Genomic DNA, 22,117 nt, shown 5'->3' with positions numbered 1-22,117 from the left:
AACACAATCATCCGAGCGAGACCCCTGTCATGAAATTCCTGTTTGTTCACCAAAACATGCCCGGCCAATATCGCGAGCTTGTGCAATGGTTAGGGGACAGCGGTGACCATGACATTGTGTTTTTGACGCAGCGCAAAAGTCCGCCCAAATTCAAAGGCGTGCGAGAGGTGATCTACAAGCCGCACAACCGCGCAAAAGACGACGCTTATGGCTTGGTCAAAACATGGGAAAACGCCGCCGGCTCAGGCTTTGGTGCGGCAATGGCAGCCAAACAGTTGCGCGATGGCGGCTGGACGCCAGACATTATCATCGGCCACGTCGGCTGGGGTGAATTGACCTTTATCAAGGAAATCTACCCTGACGTGCCCGTCATCGGCTTTTTCGAATACTACTATTCCGTCAAAGGTGGGCCAGTTGGCTTTGATCCCGAAAGCCCAGTATCGGAACATTCGCCCTACCTGATGGCCGCGCACAACACCGTACCGTTGGTGAATATCGAGGTCGTCGACCAAGCGCATTTCCCGACCTACTGGCAGCGCGATCGCTTTCCCAAAACCTTCCATGATCGTGGCTATGTCTGTCATGACGGAATTCGCACAGAACAGATGCTGCCAAACGCTGATGTGACGCTGGAACTTGGGCGATTGGAAAAACCGATCACGCGCCAGGACGAGGTCGTGACCTACATGGCCCGCAACCTTGAAACCACGCGTGGCTTTCATCAATTCATGCGCGCGCTGCCGACGCTACAAGCGAAACGGCCCAACGCCCGCGTGCTGGTGATCGGCGGCAATGACACGTCTTATGGCGGCAAATCCAAACACAAAGGCGGGCTGCGCGGCCAAATGGAGGCCGAGGTCGGTGACAGCGTAAATTGGGACATGGTGCATTTTCTGGGGCAAGTTCCCTACGAGGATTACCAAAAAATAATCCAGATCAGCCGCTGCCATATTTACCTGACAATGCCCTTTGTCATGAGCTGGTCGTTGCTGGAATCCATGTCGATGCAGGCCACAATTGTCGCCAGCGATGTGGCCCCTGTGCGCGAGGCGATCACCCATGGGGAAACCGGTCTGCTTGTTGATTTCTTCGATCCCGAAGCGCTGGCCAATCAAGTGGCAAAGGTTTGCGCCGAACCAGAAAAATTTGCGCATATCGGGCCAAACGCACGCAAACATGTGGTCGAAACCTATGACTTCTTGACGGTGTGTTTGCCCGAACATTTGCGCCAGATCAACGCGCTTGTACCATCTGACAAGCGGATCGAAATTCCCGCCTAGATCGTACCTTAGCCCTTGCCAGATCACCCCACGTGGGGCTTAATCAACCTGTATTAGAAAATTCAGGAGGCAATTATGGCCATTCCCCACCCTACGGGTGTCGATGTTTCGCATTTTCAAGGCACTGTAGATTTCGCCAAACTTAAATCTGGCGGGCAAAGTTTTGTAAGTATCAAAGCGACCCAAGGCACGCATTATTCATCTGCCAGCTACTACACCGACAACATTGATAAAGCCCGCAAAACCGGCCTGATTTCAGGCGGGTATCACTTTTACAGCGGCACTTTGGATGGTGCCGACCAAGCCAACTATTTCTTGGAAATCGCAAAGCCGCAAAAGGGCGATTTGCTGCCAATGCTTGATCTCGAAGGCGACGGCGGTGCCAGTCCGGAACAAGTTGCTTCTGGCGCTTTGGCTTGGGTCGACACGGTCGAAAAGGCCACCGGCCGCAAACCGTTTCTGTACACGACTGCCAGTTTTTTCGCGAAAATCGGCAACCCAAAAGGCTTTGAAGAGTGCCCATTGTGGGTCGCTGAATACGGCGTCACAAAACCAAAACTACCTGCTGCGTGGACGCTTTATACGATCTGGCAATACAGTCAAAACGGCTCCGTTTCGGGCGTCACGGGCGATGTCGACATGGATAATTTCAACGGCTCTGCCGAAACGTTGGAAAAATTCCGCCTGTAAGAAAACGACCCCTCCTAAATTAGGAGGGGTCAAATGCTTAGTCGCTCACCGCGCTTGCGATCCCAAAGGCAGACCCAACCAAACCCAAAATGGTACGCGCGTTGTTGATCGGGCTTTCCGTGATCAGCACCAGATCTTCGTTCATGACCTGAAAATTGCGGGCTGAAAACAAGCCGTCCGACGAGGTCAGATCGATGGTGAACACCACACGTTGCTGGCGCGGCCCACGCACGCCCGGGCGCACTGCCGAATTGGGGTATTCGCGCAAGATCAAGATGCCCTGCGGATCACCGCGTGAATCGTTCACACCACCCACAATCGACATCGCATCAAGGGCAGAAACATCGGCCTTTGTAAACGGATGCAGAGCCTCTGTGCCCGCAGCCCCAAGGGACAAGAAATAGCGTTCGTCTTCTTCGATATAGACCTTGTCGCCACCGCGCAGACGGGTGTCCAAACGCGGGTTGTCATACAAGTGCTCGATCGACGTGCCGTAGATATCGTGGCCACGCACCAGACGGATTTGCGGGTTGCTGAAAGAATTCGAAACACCACCACCGGCCGAAATCAAACTAAGGACCGAATAGCCCGTGCCTTGCATCGGAAAGTTACCCGGCGTGTTCACACCACCGACCAAATCAACCGAGTTTCCACGCCCTTGCTCCATGGTCAGCTGGACTTGCGCGGACGGCGAAATCGCCTCGAGCGAACGTTGGATTGTGGCGCGCGCAGCATCGGGCGAACGACCGGAAACGTTGACCTTGCCAACGTAGGGCACAAAGATCGTGCCGTTCGGCGTTACGACCAATCCGGGCAGGTCCGCAGCTTGCTGGCCAACGCCCGTCAAAAGCGAGTTATCTTCGCTGTCCCAGATGCGCAGATTGATCGTGTCGCCGGGCTGGATGACGTTGGTTGTCGAGCCGTGAGAATGCCCTATCCAACCATAATTGCGTGTTCCGAATGTTGGCCAATCATTAAGACTAGGCAAAAAAGCACGGGTGACCGGGTAAATCGCAAAGTCTGCGTTGGGGTCATCGGCCGCTTTGAGAATTTCGTTGTCTACGGCAGCACCGCGCGGCAAACTCGAACATGCGGCCAGTGTTAATATCAAACATAACCTAATACTTCGCTTTAAGTTCAATAACATAACGGCCTGCATCCCTGTGTCCCGATATCACCATATCCTTTTAAAAATCGGCAGTTTTTGGCAGCTGCGCGTATGAGGATATTGGTTTTTGCTCGCGCGCAGGATACTGCGTGTAACCATGTCGTCAATACAATCTAAACAATCCGCTGATTTTCCCAATATTGTCGTCTTGGGCGCGTCTGGACGGCTGGCGCGTTTGATCCGCCCATTCTGGGAAAACATGCCTGTACGGTGGCAATCACGAACGCCTTTAAATGGCTGTGAGCGCGTCGACATTCTGAACGATCCTGACGGGTTAAAAGCGATGCTGGTCGGTGCTGATTGCGTGATCTGTTTTGCCGGCGTGACCCCGGCACCGGACGCCCATTTTGACGATAACGTCAACCTTGCCAAAGCGTGCCTTAACGCTGCGTCTGATGCGCACGCGGGGCATGTTTTACTGACGTCTTCTGCTGCGATTTATGGTGCCGACGATGGCGATCTAAGCGAGACGACTGACGTGCATCCGATCTCTGACTACGGCCACGCCAAACACCAGATGGAGCAGATGGCGACACAGCACAGCCATCCGTCGACGTGCCTGCGGATCGGGAATGTCGTGGGCGCTGATGCAGCCGTCGGCGGTTGGCAGCCGGGTGCCGTGATGGACCAGTTTTCAGATGGCTCGACACCGACCCGCAGTTACATCGGGCCCGCCACTTTGGCGCGCGCTTTGCTGCGATTGGTGACCACGCCTGCCTTGCCAAAAATCTTGAATCTGGCCGCCCCTGGATCGCTTGAAATGGGTGCGCTTGTGACCGCCGCTGATCGCCCGTATTCCTATCGGCCAGCTAGCGCGCAAACGCTTGCAAATGTCACGCTCGACACTCGACTACTTGAAACCTTTGTGCCGTTCAGCGCACAAGACAGCGACCCCGCGCAGATGGTGCGCGAATGGAAAGAAGCGATCACTTTATGACCATCCGCAAACGCATCTTTGATATCTTTTTTGCCTGCCTTTTGGTGTTCATCATCGGGCCTTTCACCCTGTGTTTGATCGCCTACATCCTGATCAAACAAGGGCGACCGTTATTTTATGTCGCCGAGCGAATGCGCTCGCCGACGCAGTCTTTTGGTCTGTGGAAATTCCGCACGATGAGCGTGGTCGATAAGGACGCAGGCGTTTCTGGCGGTGACAAAGACAGCCGCATCACGCCGCTGGGCCAAAAACTGCGTGCGAAACGGCTGGATGAATTCCCGCAGCTTTGGAACATCTTAAAGGGCGATCTCAGCTTTGTCGGGCCGCGTCCGCCCCTGCGCGAATACGTGGAACGGTTTCCCCAGATCTACACCGAAGTTCTAAAATCACGCCCCGGCGTTACCGGCCTTGCCACAATCCGGTTTCACAAACACGAAGATCGACTGCTGGCGCGGTGCGACACGCCTGCGCAAACCGACGACGTCTACACCCGCATCTGCATCCCGCGCAAAGCCCGGCTGGACTTGATCTATCAACGCAATCAAACCACCTGCTATGATTTTGATCTGGTTTTTCAAACCATCGGCAATTTATTACGGCGCAAAAATAATAGGCGCAAATAAGAAAGTTTTCGCGCACAAAGGGAATTCAAGTCGCCATTCGCGCTAAATCCCATTAAACTAAGAATAAATACTACGTTGCCTGAACTTGGTGCTATGGTTCTTGCGGCGACTTGCCTCGGACCAAAGACCGGAAATGTTGTGTTAGACTTTGTAAAAACGCTTACCCAGACACAGAAGAATGCGATCATCATCGGGATCGATTCAGTTCTGATCGTTGTATCGCTTGTCTTGGCGATGGGTACGCAATTCGGCTTCGTCGAGGGCTGGGTATACGCCAAGGGTTACTTGGTGGTTCTGCCATATTTGCTGGTCATAGCTGCTGGTTTGTCAATTTGGTTGGGCATTTGTTCCATTCAATTGAACGCTTATGACACCGGATCCATCGTCATTACCGCTGTATTCGCAACCTTGCTTGGCTTTAGTTCTGTGGCGCTGTCCACCGCCGCCAACATGCAGTTTCCAGTCGCTGCCAACATGACTTTTGCGCTGTTCTTATTTGTGTTTTGCGTCCTCAGCCGGGCCATTCTTTTGCAGATCGTACTGGCAATCTATCGCCGCTCTGACGCGCATTTGCGGGTTTTGATCTACGGCGCGGGCAGCACCGGTACGCAATTGGTGTCTGCCTTGCGCAATCACAAACAGATCGAAGCGGTCGCATTTGTCGATGACAACACCGCGCTGCATGGCTTGACCTTGTCCAGCTTGCCCATCCTGACCCCCGTCAGAATCAAAGAAATCAGCGCCGAGAAAAAGATCGACCGCGTGTTGTTGGCGATGCCGTCCTTGTCGCAACCCAAACAGGCACAAATCGCGCATCGCTTGCAGAAAATGGGACTAGAAGTTCAGGCTGTTCCCTCGTTCTCGCAGCTGATTGGCGAGGACGCGCTGGTCGACAAATTGACCCCCATCGAACCTAGCCTGTTCCTGAACCGCGATGAAGTATCCGAAACATTTGACGAGGCACGCGACAGTTACGCTGGTCGCAATATCTTGATTTCCGGCGGCGGTGGATCGATCGGTTCAGAATTGTGCCGTCAGATCCTCGAAGCTCAACCCACAAAGTTGGTGATTTTTGAGCTGTCGGAATTGGCCTTGTTCAACATCGACATGGAAATGCGCCAACAAGCAGAGCATTCCAACATCGAGATCATACCGGTGCTTGGGTCAATCACCGACGCAAAACATGTGCGTAAATTGCTGCAAGATCATGACATTCACGTGGTGCTGCACGCGGCCGCCTACAAACACGTGCCTTTGGTCGAAAGCAACGCATTGGCCGGTTTGTCCAACAACGTCTTGGGCACGCAGGTTTTAGCGCAAGAATCCGCAAAGGCCCAGATCGAACGTTTTGTGCTGATTTCATCGGACAAAGCCGTGCGACCGGCCAACGTCATGGGCGCATCAAAACGATTGGCCGAACAAGTCGTACAAGACTTGGCCAGCCGTGTTCCTGCAGGCCAAGGGCCTATTTTTTCGATGGTGCGTTTCGGCAATGTGCTGGGCTCCTCTGGCTCTGTTGTGCCGCTGTTTCAGGATCAACTGCGGCGCGGCGGCCCTCTCACGGTGACCCATTCCGACATGGCGCGCTATTTCATGACCGTCCAAGAGGCGGTGACACTGGTTTTGCGCGCAGGTGCTATGGCGTCAGGCGGCGAGGTCTACGTTCTGGACATGGGCAAGCCTGTGTCGATTGAAAAACTCGCACGCCAAGTTGTTGAAAGTGCAGGATATTCTGTCAAAGAAAAATCCAATCCAGAGGGTGACATTGAAATCGTGTTTACCGGCCTTCGCCCCGGTGAAAAGATGATCGAAGAGCTGACCTTGACCGGTAATCTGGAAGGCACTGTCCACAAAAAGATCTTCTTCTCTGACGAAGCGCGCCTGTCGGAAATCGAAGTCGCCGCAGCAACACGTGCCCTGCGTGAAGCACTGCGAAAACGAGACGACGTTGGTGCCTGTGACGTGGCAAGACGCTGGGTCGAGGGCTATGCAAGCGTTCCTGACCAACCCGCACCAACCCAGTCAACGACCGCAGATAGCTAAGTCTGGCACGGCAGCTTTTTGCGCAAATACTTCTGGTTGTGACCTGTCACTTGAATGTCGCGATTTAAGTTACTGTGATACCAAAAGATTGATCCAGAATCCTTGTCGTGCTGTAACGCTGCAAGGGTATTGCAAGGCAGTCGAGGATTTTATGCTGATTTTTCGTCACAGCGCTATTATGGGCACCGCCAGCGTTCTCGCTTTGGGTGCTGCCATCGGCTTGATTTGCATGCCACAAACCGCATCCGCACAAGAACAAACGCCGACCTTTGCGGTGTCGCCGCAGCCTTCGCTGAACTTCTACGGTTTGCCGGGTTTGATTGACACCCCCACCGCCGAGGCCTTGCCCGACGGTCAGGTCGCTCTGGGTGTTTCCCATTTCGGTGGGACAACCCGCACCACTTTGACATTCCAGGCGACGCCTAGAATTAGTGCCAGTTTTCGGTATGTCGGCATTCAAAACTGGAATTCGAACGGGTTCAGCACCTACCGTGACCGCAGTTTTGACGTGCGCTATCTGGCGCTACGCGAACGCAAATATCTGCCGGCCGTTTCGATCGGTCTGCAAGACTTTGCAGGCACCGGCATCTACGCGGGCGAATACATCGTTGCGACCAAAACATTTGAAACCGCCAATGCAGGCACAATCAAGCTGACCGGCGGCTTGGGCTGGGGGCGCTTGGGCTCTAACGGTTCAATCGGTGCACCCTTTGGAGTGCGCGGCAGTTTTACCGCAGGATCAACAGGCGGCAGCCCGTCCGTGGATCAATGGTTCCGCGGTGACGTAGCCCCCTTTGGTGGCGTTGAATGGCTCGTGAACGACAAGCTTGGCCTGAAGGCTGAATATTCCTCTGACGCGTACCTACCCGAGACGTCTCGCGGCGTGTTTTCGCTAAAATCACGGGTCAACTTTGGGGTTGAATACCAGTATTCGGAACGGCTGCGTTTGGGCGGCTACTATTTGTACGGATCCGAAGTCGGCATCAACGCGCAACTGCAACTGAACCCGAAACAGGCGCTGACACCGACAACAGTTTCAGCCCCGACACCGGTTTTGCCGCGCCCTAGCCGCAACAGCAATCCAGCCGCATGGCGCACAGATTGGGCAAACAGCCAAACCGCACCCGCACAATTGCGCGACGCGCTGGTTCCGGCTTTGTCAAAAGAGGGACTGACGCTCGAAGAGCTGGCCGTGTCCGCCAACAGCGCAGAATTGCGCATCAGCAATCAACGCTACAATTCGCAATCCTTGGCGATTGGACGTGCCGCGCGGGTGTTGGCGCAAACCATGCCGCCCTCTGTTGAAACCTTCCGTATCGTGACCATGCAAAACGGGCTGGCGCTGTCCACTGTGACGATCCGCCGTTCCGATCTGGAAACGCTGGAATTTGTGCCGAACAACTCAGAAGCATTGCTGGCAGTCACCGGGATTAATGCCGCAAGCCCATCGTTGGCTGGCGGGGTTACGCAGCCGGGTTTGTACCCGCAGATGAACTATTCGATCGGGCCGTACGTCGCACCTAGCTACTTTGATCCAGACCAACCTGTTCGCGCAGACGCCGGTATCAGGGCCGAATTCCGCTATCGGTTTGCGCCGGGTTGGTTGGTTTCTGGCGAAGTCCGCCACCGCTTGGGTGGCAACGTCGGTGATTCAACCCGAACCTCGAACTCTGTGCTGCCACGTGTGCGCACCGATGGCATCCTGTACGCCCGCGCCGCAGATACGACACTGAACCGCTTGTACATCAGCCGCCAGTGGAAACCCGGCTCGAACACCTATGCCCGCATGTCAGCCGGTTATTTTGAATCCATGTACGGTGGCGTTTCAGGCGAACTTTTGTGGAAGCCTGTTGGCAGTCGTTTGGCCCTTGGGGTCGAAGCGAACTATGTCAAACAACGTGACTTTGATCAGCGCTTTGGGTTCCGGGACTATTCAATCGCGACGGGGCATGTGTCGGCCTACTATGACATCGGCAACGGCTATCAAGGTCAGTTGGATGTCGGGCGCTATCTGGCAGGCGACTACGGTGCAACAGCCACCTTATCTCGCGAATTCGACAATGGCTGGAAGGTCGGCGGGTTCTTTACCCTCACTGACGTTTCCTCTGCCGATTTTGGCGAAGGGTCGTTTGATAAGGGCATCTTGCTGACCGTTCCTTTGAACTGGTTCTTGGGCAAGCCATCCCAGCAAAGCATTTCCACAACGATCCGCCCAATCCAACGCGATGGCGGGGCACGGGTCAGTGTACCAGGCCGCTTGTACGAACAAGTGCGCCAAGGACACAAAAGCAGTATTGTCTCTGACTGGTCGAGGGTTTGGGAATGAAGAATATGACACGCCTTCTTGCGCTGGCATCTTTGGCGCTGATCACTGCCTGTAGTGGCGGTACCGAAACCGCAACTGGTCAAGGTCAGGCGATCAAAGAAGCCATAAAAGCCGGCAATTTTGGCAAGCGCAACAAGCAACCTGCCCCTTTGCCGGTCCTGACGCGCGATCTGTTAAACAGCATCACTATCAGCTCGCTTGAGACAACCGTCGAAACCACGAACACAACTGCGTTCATGATCCCGATTGCGGCACGCACGAATTCCGGCAACGGCAAGATTGTCGTGTGGAAAACGGTTGGCACGGAAAACATCATTTTGCGTGACGGTGTGCTTGTTGGCACCAAGGGTCTTGGCAATGACCTTGGATCAACTGATGCGCGCGTGACTGTGCGCGGACTGCAAACGCGCAGCACCAAAACTGGCGAAAAAACTCTTTATATCCGACGCGACGACAACACTATTGAACCCATTCGACTACAGTGCGAAATCACCAATGTAGGACCCGAAAGCGTGGTCATCGTCGAACGCAGCTACGCCACGACCCACATGCGCGAGGTCTGTTCGAACGCGACAGGCCGCGTCGTAAACGATTTCTGGGTTGAAGGGCGCGATGGCACAGTTCGCAAATCACGCCAATGGGGCGGACCAAGACTGGGTTATCTATCGTTCCGTTTGCTCAAGAAATAGCGCGCGTTTTTCTAGCTTTTTCTTAGGTGGGAAAGTCGTCTGTGGTTGATTCGAATACCAAAACAGCGAGGTTGAACACGGAAAAATGCTTCAAAACAGGTGTCATCTGCGCCGATGGCTGCGGACGAGAGGCCATTTTCACCCAAACTGGTGAAAATTGCATCAGTTTTTACCGGCGTTTGTAAACTCTGTTGAAAGCTAATGTTTTTTACAGTATTTATCAGTCTCCAGATCTGAAGGATTATTAATCATGAAAAATGTACTTGTTACAGTTGCTCTTACAGCAGCTTTCGCAGCTCCTGCTTTCGCGCAGCAACTGCCACTGAACTCTGACGTTACAGGCGGCCAAGGCGTGGCAGCAGTCGACGGCCAAGGTCTTGTCCTGGGCGGCGCACTTGCTGGCGGCACAATCACCGCAATGGTCGTTGTGGGCGCAATGGTTCTCGTAACCGTAACGCAAGACAACGGCACAACGTCTACAACACTCGTTAGCTCCTCCTAAGCGCGCTATACGACTGAAATTCGAACCGGGCGCATCGTGCACATTGCGCCCGGTTTTTTTGTGCCCGCTAGTTATTTCATAAATCACGTTCGGCTGATTTGCGTCCCAAAAAGTGGGAAGCATTTTTAAAACCAGCCCGAAACCGCCTGTCCGTTTCGCTAATTCTGGCAGGTTTTATCCGGTTTTTGCTCCGCTTCTCCTGCTCTCTTGCGAGACCGGCAAATCACTGGCCTCACTCCTCTTTCGAGTTTCTGAAACGCAAGAGGAATCCAAGATGGCTAAACTATCCAAATTTCACATCGCCCCGTTAATCGCTTTCGCGATGGTGACGACAGCTGCGAACGCGCAACAAACAGCCCCTCCTCCACAAGAAACACCTCCGCCAGCGCAGGCACCTGCACCGACGGATGGCGCTTTGCTCGGTGGTCAATTGGGCACCCAAGTTGCGATTGGCGCAGCTGTTGCGGTCGGTTTAGCTGTGGCACTCGCAGGTGACGACGACGATACAGTTGCAACAACGACAACGACGACCCGCTGAACTAAACCCCAGCGTTTCGAATATTCGCCCGAGCACGCAAAATCGCTGTGCTCGGGCTATTTGGGTGGTCCGCCTGTCGTCCTGATGGCCGCGACCCATGATCAACGAATTGTGTCATCACAATATCCCCTTTGATTTTCCCGGCTAAGCCCCATCTAATGGGCAGGAACATTGAAAGGACGGCGCTCATGACGCAGTACACCAAAAACCCGGATGTCATTGCCACCCTCTCGCCAGAGGAATTCTACGTGACGCAAGAAAGTGGTACGGAACGCCCTGGCACCGGCAAATTGCTTGGCAACAACGAACCCGGCATCTACGTCGATATCGTATCCGGCGAACCCCTGTTTGCATCAGCTGACAAATACGAGTCCGGCTGCGGCTGGCCCAGCTTTACCAAACCTTTGGTGACTGAGTTTGTCGAGGAATTGCAGGACGCCACGCTGGGCATGATGCGCACCGAAGTCCGGTCCAAACATGGCGACAGCCATTTGGGACACGTGTTCCCTGACGGCCCCGCAGATCGTGGTGGGCTGCGCTATTGCATCAACTCTGCATCTTTGCGTTTTGTCCATCGCGACGACATGGATGCCGAGGGCTACGGGAAATTTATTGATCAAGTGGAGGACGTCGCATGACCCAAGAACGCGCAGTACTGGCCGGTGGATGTTTCTGGGGCATGCAGGATTTGATCCGCAAAATGCCGGGCGTGTCGTCAACCCGCGTTGGCTACACCGGTGGCGACGTGGCAAACGCGACCTATCGCGACCACGGCACGCACGCTGAAGGGATCGAGATTGTCTTTGACCCGTCCGTGATGACGTACCGCGAGCTGTTAGAATTTTTCTTTCAGATCCACGACCCGACCACGGTTAACCAACAAGGCAATGACCGCGGCATGGGTTATCGCTCGGCCATCTACTACGCGAACAAGGCGCAGTATCAGATCGCCGTGGACACAATTGCAGACGTCGAAGCGTCTGGCATTTGGCCGGGAAAAGTTGTGACCGAAGTTGATCCTGTTGGCGACTTTTGGGAAGCCGAACCAGAGCATCAGGACTATCTGGAGCGTATTCCTAACGGATACACTTGCCACTTTGTGCGCCCGGGTTGGGTGTTACCAAAGCGCGCAGCTGAGTAACTAAAACATTGGCAAGGTGGGTCTCGACCCACCTTACCCTTGGGGCGTTGCCCCAAACCCCAGAGTGTTTCAAATCAAGACAACGTCAGGGTCGTGCGTCCTGTGCTACCCGTGGTCTACCTGCGGCCTCGACCATAATGGTCGCTTCGACAAATACTTCGCGCGCCTCCGCTTCGGCTTTGCGAATATCGCGTTCAACACGCACTTGAATGTCATCTGCACCTGCAGCCTGCGCATCCGCGATGGCCGCTTTACGCAAAATGTCCTCTAGGGTGTTGAGCGCTGTTTCAGCATTTGCAAAATCTTGGGGTCCTGTGTCCAGATGCACGCGAAACTGGCCCTCGCCAGGTGAGGTCACCGTCCCTGATCGCCGCATTGTGACCCGCCCGACAATCGCGCCAATCGCGTTCGCAACTCCGGCATGTTCGGGCAAGATCATCTGCGTCCCCATCAACACACCAACCGCTGGATAATAGCTGGCAGCAGAGGCACCTAGCCCGACCACAGGCACGTTCAGTCCGGTGTCTATCCGCACGAGACCTTTGTGCTTTTGCAACCCTGTTTGCATCAAGACATGACGGGCCAGCACATCTTCGGACAGCTCAAAGTCCAAGTCTTCTTCGGCGAACGCCGCTTCGAGAAGCGCCAATCCTGTCTGATGAGTAAGGCGATCCACAATCATTTGCGCGATCTCGTTCGCATCACGGCTTAGCACATTGCCAGCGCCTGTGCGCCTGCGTCCGAACAACAACAGCGCCTTTTCAGCCGCCTCATTGTCCCACACATCAACCCGCCCCAAAACGTGGCTTGCATCCGAAGGCGTCGCCCCCGCGATTTGCACAAGCCCACGTTCAACCAAGCGTTTCAGCGCGCCTTGGTCCATTCTTGATCGCAGCACATCACCCAAAGGCTGCACGTGATTGCCGATCCGTTCGAGCAGCGCTTCGTCCCTTGGCCCTAGCCCTTCGACGCTTTGACCCTGCACCTTGCGCACAAATCGTCCGTCGTACTCACCCGGATTGCTGCTGCGCAACTGACTGTCGAGCGTTTCGTGCACGAGTTCGGGCGCGTCCAACGCAATCAGGGATACTGGCAGAACACGGCGCGGCCCCAGTGTTACGCCGCCCTTCAGGCCAGACGCGATGAAATGGACTTCGCTATCGCCACCGAGACCGTGGGTGCGCATCGCAACAGCCTCGACCATCGTGCGGTAGGGGCCAACGCGCGCGCCGCCTGGGTCAATCGCAGGACGACCATCGCGCAACAGTGCCACGTCTGTGGTCGTACCGCCAATATCCGACACCAGCGCGTGGGTCGCGCCCGTCATCCAGCGCGCACCGACGATGGACGCAGCAGGTCCGCTGAGGATTGTCTCGATCGGGCGTTCGCGCGCTTGGACCGCAGAAATCAACGCGCCGTCACCGCGCACAACCATCATCGGCGCTGTCACACCGATCTCGGTCAGCACCTGTTCGGCGCGTCCGATCAACCGGTCAATCATCCCGATCAGGCGGGCGTTCAAGACAGCAGTCAGCGCGCGTTTGGGCCCGTTCAGTTTGGCGGATAACTGATGCGAGGCTGACACGGGCCGACCGGTCAGCGCAGACACCAAATGCATCGCGCGACGTTCGTGTGCAGGGTTGCGCGTGGCGAATTGGCTGGCGACGGCAAAGCCGCTCACGTCGTTTTTGTGCTGTTCCAGAAATGCAATCAGCGCGGGTTCATCCAGTGGCGTCGCCTCGCCCCCTGCGTGATTGTGACCACCTGCCAGCACGATGCAAGGATCGCCCTTTAGCGCATCAGCAAGGCCGTGTCCTGACAAGTCTTTTTCCTTGAACCCGATGTAGATCAGGGCGACACGCCCGCCTTGGCCTTCGACCAGCGCGTTGGTGGCGAGCGTTGTGGACAAGGACGCCATCGACACGTCAGACGCTGCCATTCCGGATTGTTCCAGCACAGCACGCACAGCCCCGCCAACGCCTATCGCAAGATCCTGACGGGTCGTCAAAGCCTTGGCCGAAGCAATCACTTCGACCTCGTCGCGGATCAAAACCGCATCTGTGTATGTCCCGCCTGTGTCCACGCCTAACAACAACGCCATCAGGTTTCTCCTACTTCGTTTTGTCCCAGATAACGGCTATGTGCGACACGTCTTGTCCAGTTGCGTCACCGCCCAACGCGCAGCGTCGGCGACGGCCTCATCCGGATCATTAACCAGCCCTTGCGCCACCTCACGCAGGCGCGCTGACCCGGAATTGCCAATCGCATACAACACATTGCGCACAAAACGATCCCGCCCGATGCGCTTGATCGGCGAGCCGGAGAATTTCGTGCGGAATGTGGCGTCATCCAAAGCGGCGAGTGCACCTAAATCAGGGGCCGCTAAATCATCGCGCGCGGCGTACCTGATGTCGGATGCCGTGACCGCAAATTTGTTCCACGGACAGGCGGCCAAACAATCGTCACACCCGTAAATGTGATTGCCCATCAGGGCACGCAAATCAGGTGCAATCGGCCCTTTGTGTTCGATCGTCAGATACGAAATACAGCGGCGTGCATCCATCTGGTATGGGGCAACAAAGGCATCTGTCGGGCACACGTCCAGACAGGCATGACACGATCCACAATGGTCAATTTCGGGCGCGTCGGGTTCCAATTCAACTGTGGTAAAAATAGACCCTAAAAAGGCCCAATTGCCCCAATCCCGCGACACCAGATTGGTGTGTTTACCTTGCCATCCCAAACCCGCAGCCGCACCCAATGCCTTTTCAGGAACGGGGGCTGTGTCGACGAAAACCTTAAGCTCGCCGCCTGCCAGATCGATCCACCAACGGGCCAATCGTTTCAGGCGTTTTTTGACCAAATCGTGGTAGTCTTTGTTTTGCGCATAGACCGAAATCGCGCCTTTTTCGGGCATCCCCAAAATGTCACGTGGGTCGTGATCAGGTGCGTAGCTTTCGGCCAGCATCAAGACTGATTTTGCCTCTGGCCACAAGGTAGCGGGATCACCGCGCCATGCCATGCGGTCAGCCATCCAGCCCATTTGACCGTGATAGCCAGCCTCAACAAAAGCGGCCAAACGTTCGGGCATTTCGGGGACAGCATTTGGGCGGCAGACACGCGCCATCACGAACCCTTCTTCAAGGGCACGCGCGACCAACTGCTCTTTCAAGCTGTTCATGGATTTAGAGGATCAAAAATCAAGATCATTGTAGTGACGCGGTGGTGGAAAACCTGACACCTGATCCGCCAGAATAGACCGAAACGCAGGGCGGGATTTGATCTTGGCGTACCAATCCTTAACGATCTCGGAGCGGTTCCAATCCACGTCAGAAATATAGTCCAGCGACGACAAATGCGCGGCCGCAGCAAAGTCGGCAAGAGTCATGTTGTCACCCGCCAACCAGCGGCGATGGTCCAGCAACCACGTCATGTAATCGAGGTGATATTTGATCGCCTTGGCACCGGCTTTGACGTTTTTACTGTCAGGATAGCCCTGGCCCATGACCTTTTTGTTCACCCGCTCATACAGCAATTTTGCGGTCACTTCGTTGTGAAATTTATCGTCGAACCAGCCGACCAAACGACGCACTTCCAGCCGGCCTTCGGGGTCAGATGGCAACAGCGATGGTTCTGGCCGGGTTTCTTCGATGTATTCGCAAATCGGCGCGCTTTCGGACATCATAATGCCGTCCAGACGCAACACCGGAACTTTGGCTGCCGGGTTGCGGCGCAGGAAATCCGGGTCTGCTTCCCAATAGCGTTCTTCGACCAGTTCTACCTCGATCTTCTTTTCTGCCAGAGACAGGCGCACCTTGCGGCAAAACGGGGATAGTGGGACGTGAAACAGGCGGGCCATCAGATATCCAAGGTCATTTAAAACTGTCTTTCTTCAATGCCTGCAAGTGTGGGGTTTTTCAACTCTCGAAACACGCAGCGCGACCGTCCGCGCGAATTGTGGCCGCACCGCTTAGGATTTGACTTGAACGTTTACGCAGATAAGACGTCGGTTTACTGGCTGATCGTTGCTTGGGGTTTGGTAGAACGGCGGCCAAACGGGCTGCCTGAACTGCGCTGAGCGCTTCGGGCCCAACGCCAAAATAATGGCGTGCGGCGGCTTCGACGCCAAAAACACCTTCGTCAAACTCGGCCACATTCAGGTACACCTCGACGATGCGGCGCTTGGACCAGATCGCCTCAAGCAGCGGCGTGATAAATGCCTCCAACGCTTTGCGGGTGTAATTGCGTCCATGCCACAGAAACACGTTTTTGACCGTTTGCTGGCTGATCGTTGACGCACCGCGATTTCCGCCCTGTGCAATCGCCAGCTTGATCGCCGCCAGATCAAAGCCCCAGTGGTTGCAAAAATTCGCATCCTCGGCCGCGACAACACTGCGCGCCATCACGGGGGCGATTTCGTCGATAGACACCCATTCGTGGTCAACCCCACCCAAGCGGCGTGATTCTTGACCCATGTAGATCGTGCTGGGCGGGTTCACGACCGCGCCAAGCACGATGACAAACACCGCGAACACAAACAATGCGCACAACGCGCGGAAACTCTGCCAAAGCACACGCCTGAAAAAGCTGCGCTTTGTCTTTGGTTTCTTGGGTTTTTTTGTGTTCACTGCTTTGGCCATCTAAGCAGCTATAGCGTCCAAGGCTAAATCAGGAAAGCCTTGGACGCCCAAGAAAAAGCGGGTTGCTCCGCTGTTTCTTATTCCGCAGGGATCGCTGTCTGTTCTTGCGACAGGGGTGCGGGCAAATGCACCAGCATTTCCTTGGGGCAAACTTGCATAAAGTTGCCCTGCTCAAGGTCCCAATGTTGCAGGATGTCAGCGGCTTTTCGGCTACCGGTTTCCTCCAGATGACGCTCTAGCAATGCCTCGAGTTGATCGATCCAATGCTGCACGGTCACGGGGCAGGTCACCAGCGTTTCCATGTTCATCATTTCGCCCGCTTTGCCATCGGGGTCGTACAGATACGCCATGCCACCGGTCATGCCCGCGCCAAAGTTCGCGCCGATGTCGCCAAGGATCACAGCAACGCCGCCGGTCATGTATTCACACCCGTTTGATCCACAGCCTTCGATCACGACTTTTGCGCCTGAGTTGCGCACCCCAAATCGTTCGCCAGCGCGTCCTGCCGCGAACAAATATCCGTCGGTTGCGCCGTACAGAACCGTGTTGCCGATGATCGTGTTTTCGGACGCGACGATGGGCGTGACCATCGGTGGACGTACAACAATCGTGCCGCCAGACAGGCCCTTGCCGACGTAGTCGTTGGCGTCACCCGACACTTCCAGCTTAAGACCCGGTGCCGCAAATGCGCCCAACGATTGCCCGGCAGAGCCTTGCAATTTCACCGTCAAATGGTCCGGCTGCAACGCATTGCGCATCCCGAAATTCTTGACGATATGGCTAGAGGTGCGCGTGCCAACGGAACGATGCGTGTTCTGCACCGCGTACGACAGTTGCATTTTTTCACCCTCTTCAAGGAAGCGGGCAGCGTCACGCACGATCTCTGAATCGAGCGTATCAGGCACAGGATTGCGCGGTTTGTTACGGTCGTATTTGATCGCAGCGGCACCATCAACAGTGATCAGCAGCGGGTTCAAATCCAAGTCGTCCAGATGCGCCGACCCACGCGAAACCTGCGCCAGCAAATCCGCACGTCCGATGATATCATCCATGGATCGCGCCCCGATTGACGCCAGCAGTTCGCGGACTTCTTGGGCATAGAATCCGATCAGATTGACGACTTTGTCGGCGTTGCCCGTGAATTTATCACGCAGCGCTTCGTCTTGGGTACACACGCCGACAGGGCAGGTGTTTGACTGACACTGACGCACCATGATGCAGCCCATCGCGATCAACGCGGCGGTGCCGATGCCGTATTCTTCGGCCCCCAACATTGCCGCCATGACGATGTCACGACCCGTGCGCAAACCACCATCCGTGCGCAGGGTGACCCGCTCGCGAAGGTTGTTCATCGACAGCACTTGATGCGCCTCGGTCAGGCCCATTTCCCACGGGAGACCTGCGTATTTGATTGAGGTCGCAGGCGACGCACCGGTACCGCCATTGTGCCCCGAAATCAGGATCACGTCGGCTTTGGCCTTGGCCACACCAGCGGCAATCGTGCCGACGCCTGACGACGCCACCAGCTTAACCGTAACCTTGCAACGCGGGTTGATCTGCTTGAGATCGTAGATCAACTGCGCGAGGTCTTCGATGCTGTAAATGTCGTGGTGCGGCGGTGGTGAAATCAGCGTCACGCCCTTGGTCGAGTGCCGCAAACGGGCGATCAGATCAGTGACCTTCATCCCCGGCAATTGCCCGCCTTCACCCGGCTTGGCGCCTTGAGCAACCTTGATTTCCAGCTCTTCGCACTGGTTCAAATATTCGGCAGTCACACCAAAACGACCCGACGCGACCTGCTTGATTTTCGCAGACGGGTTGTCGCCGTTGGGCTCAGGATGGAAGTGCGCGGGGTCTTCGCCGCCCTCGCCCGAATCCGACTTTGCGCCAATCCGGTTCATCGCCACGTTCAACGTTTTATGCGCCTCTGGGCTCAGTGCGCCCAAGGACATGCCCGGCGTGACAAAGCGTTTGCGGATCGACGTGATGCTTTCGACCTCTTCGATCGGGATCGCAGTGCCAAGCGGTTTGATGTCCAGCAAATCACGCAAATGGATCGGCGGGTTGCTTTGCATTTTGGCCGAATACTGTTTCCACATCGCATAGGATGCGCGGTTGCACGCAGTTTGCATCATGTGCATCGAGGTCGCCTCCCACGCGTGGGTCTCACCGGTTTTGCGAGCTTTGTAAAAGCCACCGATAGGCAGAACGCGTGCATGTGCATCAGCCCAACCTTTGGCGTGGACTTCTTCGGCTTTGCGCTGAATGCCGGACACACCAATGCCTGAAATCCGTGACGTCATGCCCGGGAAATACTCCGCGCACATGGCACGTGACAGGCCGACGGCTTCAAAATTGAGGCCACCGCGATAAGAAGAAACAACCGAAATTCCCATCTTGGCCATGATCTTGAGCAAGCCTTGATCAATTGCATTACGATACCGGGCAACAGCTTCGGTCAGGGTGCAGTCCATCAATCCGCGCTCGATGCGATCCGCCAGCGAATCCTCGGCCAGATAGGCGTTCACAACGGTCGCGCCACAGCCGATCAGAACCGCAAAATAGTGCGGATCAACACATTCCGCCGAGCGCACGTTTAGCGAACAGAATGTGCGCAAACCTTTGCGGATCAGGTGGCTGTGCACAGCTGACGTCGCAAGGATCATCGGCACGGCAACGCGGTCTTCACCGCTGAACTGATCCGTCAAAACGATGTGACCGGCACCGGAACGCACGGCGTCCTCAACCTCGTTGCGGATACGACCCAGCGCTGTGCTCAGCTTGCCGTCACCTGCTTCAAACGAGCAGTCGATAGTCGCATGATCCGCGTTGAATTCTTTGGTCAGCTGATCCCATTGGGCATTGCCGACAAACGGACTATCCAGCGTCAAAATCTCGGTTTGGCTGCTGTCTTCGTCCAGCACATTTTTAAGATTCCCGAACCGCGTCTTCAGGCTCATCACTCGGAATTCACGCAAGGAATCAATCGGAGGGTTTGTCACTTGCGAGAAATTCTGGCGGAAGAAATGCGACAACGGGCGGTACATTTTGGACAACACGGCAGAGGGCGTATCGTCGCCCATCGAAGCCAGCGTTTCTTTGCCATCCTCAGCCATTGGCGCAAGGATTTGCTCCAATTCTTCGATTGTGTACCCTGCCGCGATCTGGCGACGACGCAGCGCATCACCCGTGAACAGCGGTGCTTCGGTCACGTGGCTTAGCGGTTCTTCGAGGTCCTTGATCTTGTTAACCCACTCGCCAAACGGTTGCTGGCTGGCCAACTGATCCTTGATTTCTTTGTCATGGTACAATTTTCCCTCGACCATATCGACGGCCAGAATTTGGCCCGGTCCAAGCGCGCCTTTTTCAAGGACACGGGATTCATCAAGCGGCACCATGCCGGTTTCGGAGCCCGCAATCACCAACCCATCGTTGGTCACGACGTAACGCATTGGACGCAAGCCGTTGCGGTCTAGGCCCGCGCAAACCCAGCGACCATCTGTCATCGCAAGGGCGGCTGGCCCATCCCAAGGTTCAATCACAGAGTTGCAATACGAATACATGTCGCGCCACGTTTGGGGCAGTTCGACGGCCTGCTTAGACCAGCTTTCTGGTACCAACATTGTCTTGGCCATCGGCGCATTGCGACCCGCGCGGACCAGCATTTCAAAGGCTGCATCCAATGCGGCAGAGTCCGAAGATCCGGACGCTACAATCGGTTTAATATCCTCGGCCATGTCGCCAAATGCGCCAGATGCAAGCCGGATTTCGTGGCTTTTCATCCAGTTCAGGTTGCCCTTTAGCGTGTTGATTTCACCGTTGTGCGCAAGCATGCGGAACGGTTGGGCCAACCACCACTGCGGGAAGGTGTTTGTCGAATAACGCTGGTGGTAAATCGCAAAGGCAGATTTAAACCGTTCGTCCATCAGGTCGGGGTAAAATTCGGCCACTTGCTCGGCGAGCATCATGCCTTTGTAGATGATCGAACGGCACGACAGCGACGCCAGATAAAGCTGCGGAATGCCTGCCGCGGTCGACGCTTTTTCAATGCGACGGCGGATCACGTACAGTTCGCGCTCGAAGGTTTCTTCGTCGACGCCTTTGGTATTGCTGATCAGAATCTGTTCAATCTCTGGGCGGGTCGCATTCGCTTTTTCCCCCAGACATTCAACCTTTACCGGCACGTGGCGCCAGCCATAAATGTAGTAGCCCATGCGCAAAACTTCGGTCTCGACGATGGTCCGGCACGTTTCTTGCGCGCCGAAATCGGTGCGTGGCAAAAACACCTGACCAACCGCGATCAGTTTGTCCATGTCAGGGGTGTGACCGGTGCGTTCGATTTGGTCGTAAAAGAATTTCACGGGGATCTGAACGTGGATGCCCGCGCCATCCCCCGTCTTGCCATCTGCATCGACAGCGCCGCGGTGCCAGATTGCTTTTAGCGCAGCGATGCCATTTTCAACCACTGAACGCAGAGGGGTTCCATCAACAGAAACGACCAGACCAACGCCACAAGAAGAATGCTCTTCTTCTTCGGAATAGAGACCGTTTTTCGCCATGTAGGCACGCTTGGCTTCCTCGGCGGCAACCCAGTCTGCGTCATATTTGGTCATGTTGTTTCTCCTTGATCTATCCGTCCTCGGGACGCGTCCGCCGGGTCATTGCCCAGCAGGCTAAATTTTTCCACACATTGCTGACGGGTCAGTTGTTTTCGACCTTCACCGCCATAGGCAAAGCTATCCGGTTTAAAGTCGATGTAGATTTCGTGGCTCATGACAAATCCGCTGGGATCGTCGAAAATACCCAATGGAATATCGACAGAGCCTGACCATTCACCAGCCATAGTGACCCTGTAAAACAGGCCCGTTCCACAGTTTCGGCACCACCCACGTTCCGCCCACTCAGAGGTCTGGCGCGTGGCGATATGTTCTGTGCCATGCCACACCACCGATTGCTCGGGGATGCTGACTTCTAACAGTGCTGATCCGGTCCACCGGCGGCACATTTCGCAATGGCAGACGCCAAAGGTCTCGGGCACGTCCTGCGCTTCGAACCGCACGTCGCCGCACAGGCATTTTCCAACGGCCGAGCGTGTCATTGCGCCTCCTCGTCGGGTGCGAACAAAGCAATTGTCTCTTGCGTGGTTAGCTTCTTGTGATCGCCAGCCAGCGCGTAGCCGTTTGGGGCAGCGTCGGCAAAAAACTCGATCTTCATCTCGGCCCCTGCTGCGTTGTCAAACAGTCCTGCAGACAGATTGAGCGCCCCGTCGTGAACCGTTCCGTACCAAAGCGTGGAACCGCAAGTTTTACAAAACCCACGCTCTGCCCAATCAGAAGATCGAAAGGTTTTGGCGGGGCCGTTCACCTTGATCGAACCTGGATCCGTTCGCAGCGACACAAACATCGAGCTGGTATGACGACGACACATATCACAATGGCACGCGCGCAAAGCAGGCTCCGAAACGCTTGCATTTACCGTTACCGCGCCGCAAAGGCACTGTCCTTGGATATGTTTGGTCTCGCTCACGTTTAGGTCTCTTT

Annotated in this window: 19 protein-coding genes; 11 read left to right on the top strand and 8 right to left on the bottom strand. The window is 55.5% G+C overall.

Annotated features, from left to right (window positions below):
* Positions 1 to 29 precede the first annotated feature (29 nt).
* Both ACFIO0_RS18150 and ACFIO0_RS18145 read left to right on the top strand, forming a co-directional pair.
* Positions 30 to 1,280, top strand: coding sequence for a glycosyltransferase (locus tag ACFIO0_RS18150; RefSeq protein WP_390911806.1), 1,251 nt, complete (start codon positions 30 to 32; stop codon positions 1,278 to 1,280).
* A gap of 75 nt (positions 1,281 to 1,355) precedes the next feature.
* The gene (locus tag ACFIO0_RS18145; RefSeq protein WP_390911805.1) at positions 1,356 to 1,970 is read left to right on the top strand and encodes a GH25 family lysozyme; all 615 of its coding nucleotides are present in this window, start codon (positions 1,356 to 1,358) and stop codon (positions 1,968 to 1,970) included.
* A 37-nt stretch (positions 1,971 to 2,007) separates the two neighbouring features.
* Here the strand turns inward: ACFIO0_RS18145 and ACFIO0_RS18140 are convergent, their stop codons facing one another.
* On the bottom strand, positions 2,008 to 3,051 hold the full coding sequence (locus ACFIO0_RS18140) for a polysaccharide biosynthesis/export family protein (RefSeq protein ID WP_390911804.1): 1,044 nt from the start codon (positions 3,049 to 3,051) through the stop codon (positions 2,008 to 2,010).
* 184 nt (positions 3,052 to 3,235) lie between these two features.
* Here ACFIO0_RS18140 and ACFIO0_RS18135 point away from each other — a divergent pair, with 184 nt between their 5' ends.
* The 9 genes from ACFIO0_RS18135 to msrA all read left to right on the top strand — a co-directional run bounded on the left by ACFIO0_RS18135 (position 3,236) and on the right by msrA (position 11,937).
* Positions 3,236 to 4,075: an NAD-dependent epimerase/dehydratase family protein gene (locus tag ACFIO0_RS18135; RefSeq protein ID WP_390911803.1), complete on the top strand. Its 840-nt coding sequence runs from the start codon at positions 3,236 to 3,238 to the stop codon at positions 4,073 to 4,075.
* On the top strand, positions 4,072 to 4,698 hold the full coding sequence (locus ACFIO0_RS18130; RefSeq protein WP_390911802.1) for a sugar transferase: 627 nt from the start codon (positions 4,072 to 4,074) through the stop codon (positions 4,696 to 4,698). Before ACFIO0_RS18135 ends, ACFIO0_RS18130 begins: the two co-directional genes overlap by 4 nt.
* Before the next feature lie 138 nt (positions 4,699 to 4,836).
* Entirely contained in the window at positions 4,837 to 6,741 is a 1,905-nt protein-coding gene (locus ACFIO0_RS18125) for a polysaccharide biosynthesis protein (RefSeq protein ID WP_390911801.1), read from the top strand.
* A gap of 151 nt (positions 6,742 to 6,892) precedes the next feature.
* The gene (locus ACFIO0_RS18120) at positions 6,893 to 9,067 is read left to right on the top strand and encodes a YjbH domain-containing protein (RefSeq protein WP_390911800.1); all 2,175 of its coding nucleotides are present in this window, start codon (positions 6,893 to 6,895) and stop codon (positions 9,065 to 9,067) included.
* 5 nt (positions 9,068 to 9,072) lie between these two features.
* Positions 9,073 to 9,756, top strand: a complete 684-nt coding sequence (locus ACFIO0_RS18115; protein WP_390911799.1) for a YjbF family lipoprotein — start codon at positions 9,073 to 9,075, stop codon at positions 9,754 to 9,756.
* Between the two features lie 250 nt (positions 9,757 to 10,006).
* Positions 10,007 to 10,258 carry a hypothetical protein gene (locus tag ACFIO0_RS18110; RefSeq protein WP_390911798.1) on the top strand — a complete coding sequence of 84 codons (252 nt, stop codon included), beginning with the start codon at positions 10,007 to 10,009 and terminating at the stop codon, positions 10,256 to 10,258.
* Between the two features lie 274 nt (positions 10,259 to 10,532).
* Positions 10,533 to 10,796 (top strand): hypothetical protein, encoded by a 264-nt coding sequence (locus tag ACFIO0_RS18105; protein ID WP_390911797.1) that lies wholly within the window; start codon positions 10,533 to 10,535, stop codon positions 10,794 to 10,796.
* 188 nt (positions 10,797 to 10,984) lie between these two features.
* Entirely contained in the window at positions 10,985 to 11,434 is a 450-nt protein-coding gene (gene msrB, locus ACFIO0_RS18100) for a peptide-methionine (R)-S-oxide reductase MsrB (protein ID WP_390911796.1), read from the top strand.
* On the top strand, positions 11,431 to 11,937 hold the full coding sequence (gene msrA, locus ACFIO0_RS18095) for a peptide-methionine (S)-S-oxide reductase MsrA (RefSeq protein ID WP_390911795.1): 507 nt from the start codon (positions 11,431 to 11,433) through the stop codon (positions 11,935 to 11,937). The genes msrB and msrA overlap by 4 nt, the downstream gene beginning before the upstream one ends.
* Before the next feature lie 85 nt (positions 11,938 to 12,022).
* On the opposite strand, the gene ACFIO0_RS18090 is transcribed toward msrA, so the two are convergent.
* From ACFIO0_RS18090 to ACFIO0_RS18060, 7 genes are all read right to left on the bottom strand, one after another.
* Positions 12,023 to 14,038 (bottom strand): hydantoinase/oxoprolinase N-terminal domain-containing protein, encoded by a 2,016-nt coding sequence (locus ACFIO0_RS18090; RefSeq protein WP_390911794.1) that lies wholly within the window; start codon positions 14,036 to 14,038, stop codon positions 12,023 to 12,025.
* 36 nt (positions 14,039 to 14,074) lie between these two features.
* A complete protein-coding gene (gene queG, locus ACFIO0_RS18085) occupies positions 14,075 to 15,118 on the bottom strand; it encodes a tRNA epoxyqueuosine(34) reductase QueG (RefSeq protein WP_390911793.1) in 1,044 nt (347 codons plus the stop codon).
* Positions 15,119 to 15,130: 12 nt separating this feature from the next.
* Entirely contained in the window at positions 15,131 to 15,796 is a 666-nt protein-coding gene (locus tag ACFIO0_RS18080) for a glutathione S-transferase N-terminal domain-containing protein (RefSeq protein WP_390911792.1), read from the bottom strand.
* A gap of 58 nt (positions 15,797 to 15,854) precedes the next feature.
* Positions 15,855 to 16,577, bottom strand: a complete 723-nt coding sequence (gene mtgA, locus ACFIO0_RS18075) for a monofunctional biosynthetic peptidoglycan transglycosylase (protein ID WP_390911791.1) — start codon at positions 16,575 to 16,577, stop codon at positions 15,855 to 15,857.
* 77 nt (positions 16,578 to 16,654) lie between these two features.
* Complete coding sequence (gltB, locus tag ACFIO0_RS18070; protein ID WP_390911790.1) at positions 16,655 to 21,190, bottom strand: glutamate synthase large subunit; 4,536 nt, start codon at positions 21,188 to 21,190, stop codon at positions 16,655 to 16,657.
* Positions 21,187 to 21,675: a GFA family protein gene (locus tag ACFIO0_RS18065; protein WP_390911789.1), complete on the bottom strand. Its 489-nt coding sequence runs from the start codon at positions 21,673 to 21,675 to the stop codon at positions 21,187 to 21,189. The genes gltB and ACFIO0_RS18065 overlap by 4 nt, the downstream gene beginning before the upstream one ends.
* A complete protein-coding gene (locus ACFIO0_RS18060; RefSeq protein ID WP_390911788.1) occupies positions 21,672 to 22,103 on the bottom strand; it encodes a GFA family protein in 432 nt (143 codons plus the stop codon). The genes ACFIO0_RS18065 and ACFIO0_RS18060 overlap by 4 nt, the downstream gene beginning before the upstream one ends.
* Between the last annotated feature and the right edge of the window lie 14 nt (positions 22,104 to 22,117).

The sequence above is a fragment of the Pseudosulfitobacter sp. SM2401 genome (assembly GCF_042932805.1).
Classification (GTDB): domain Bacteria; phylum Pseudomonadota; class Alphaproteobacteria; order Rhodobacterales; family Rhodobacteraceae; genus Ascidiaceihabitans.
This window is presented reverse-complemented; position numbering and strand designations above follow the sequence as displayed.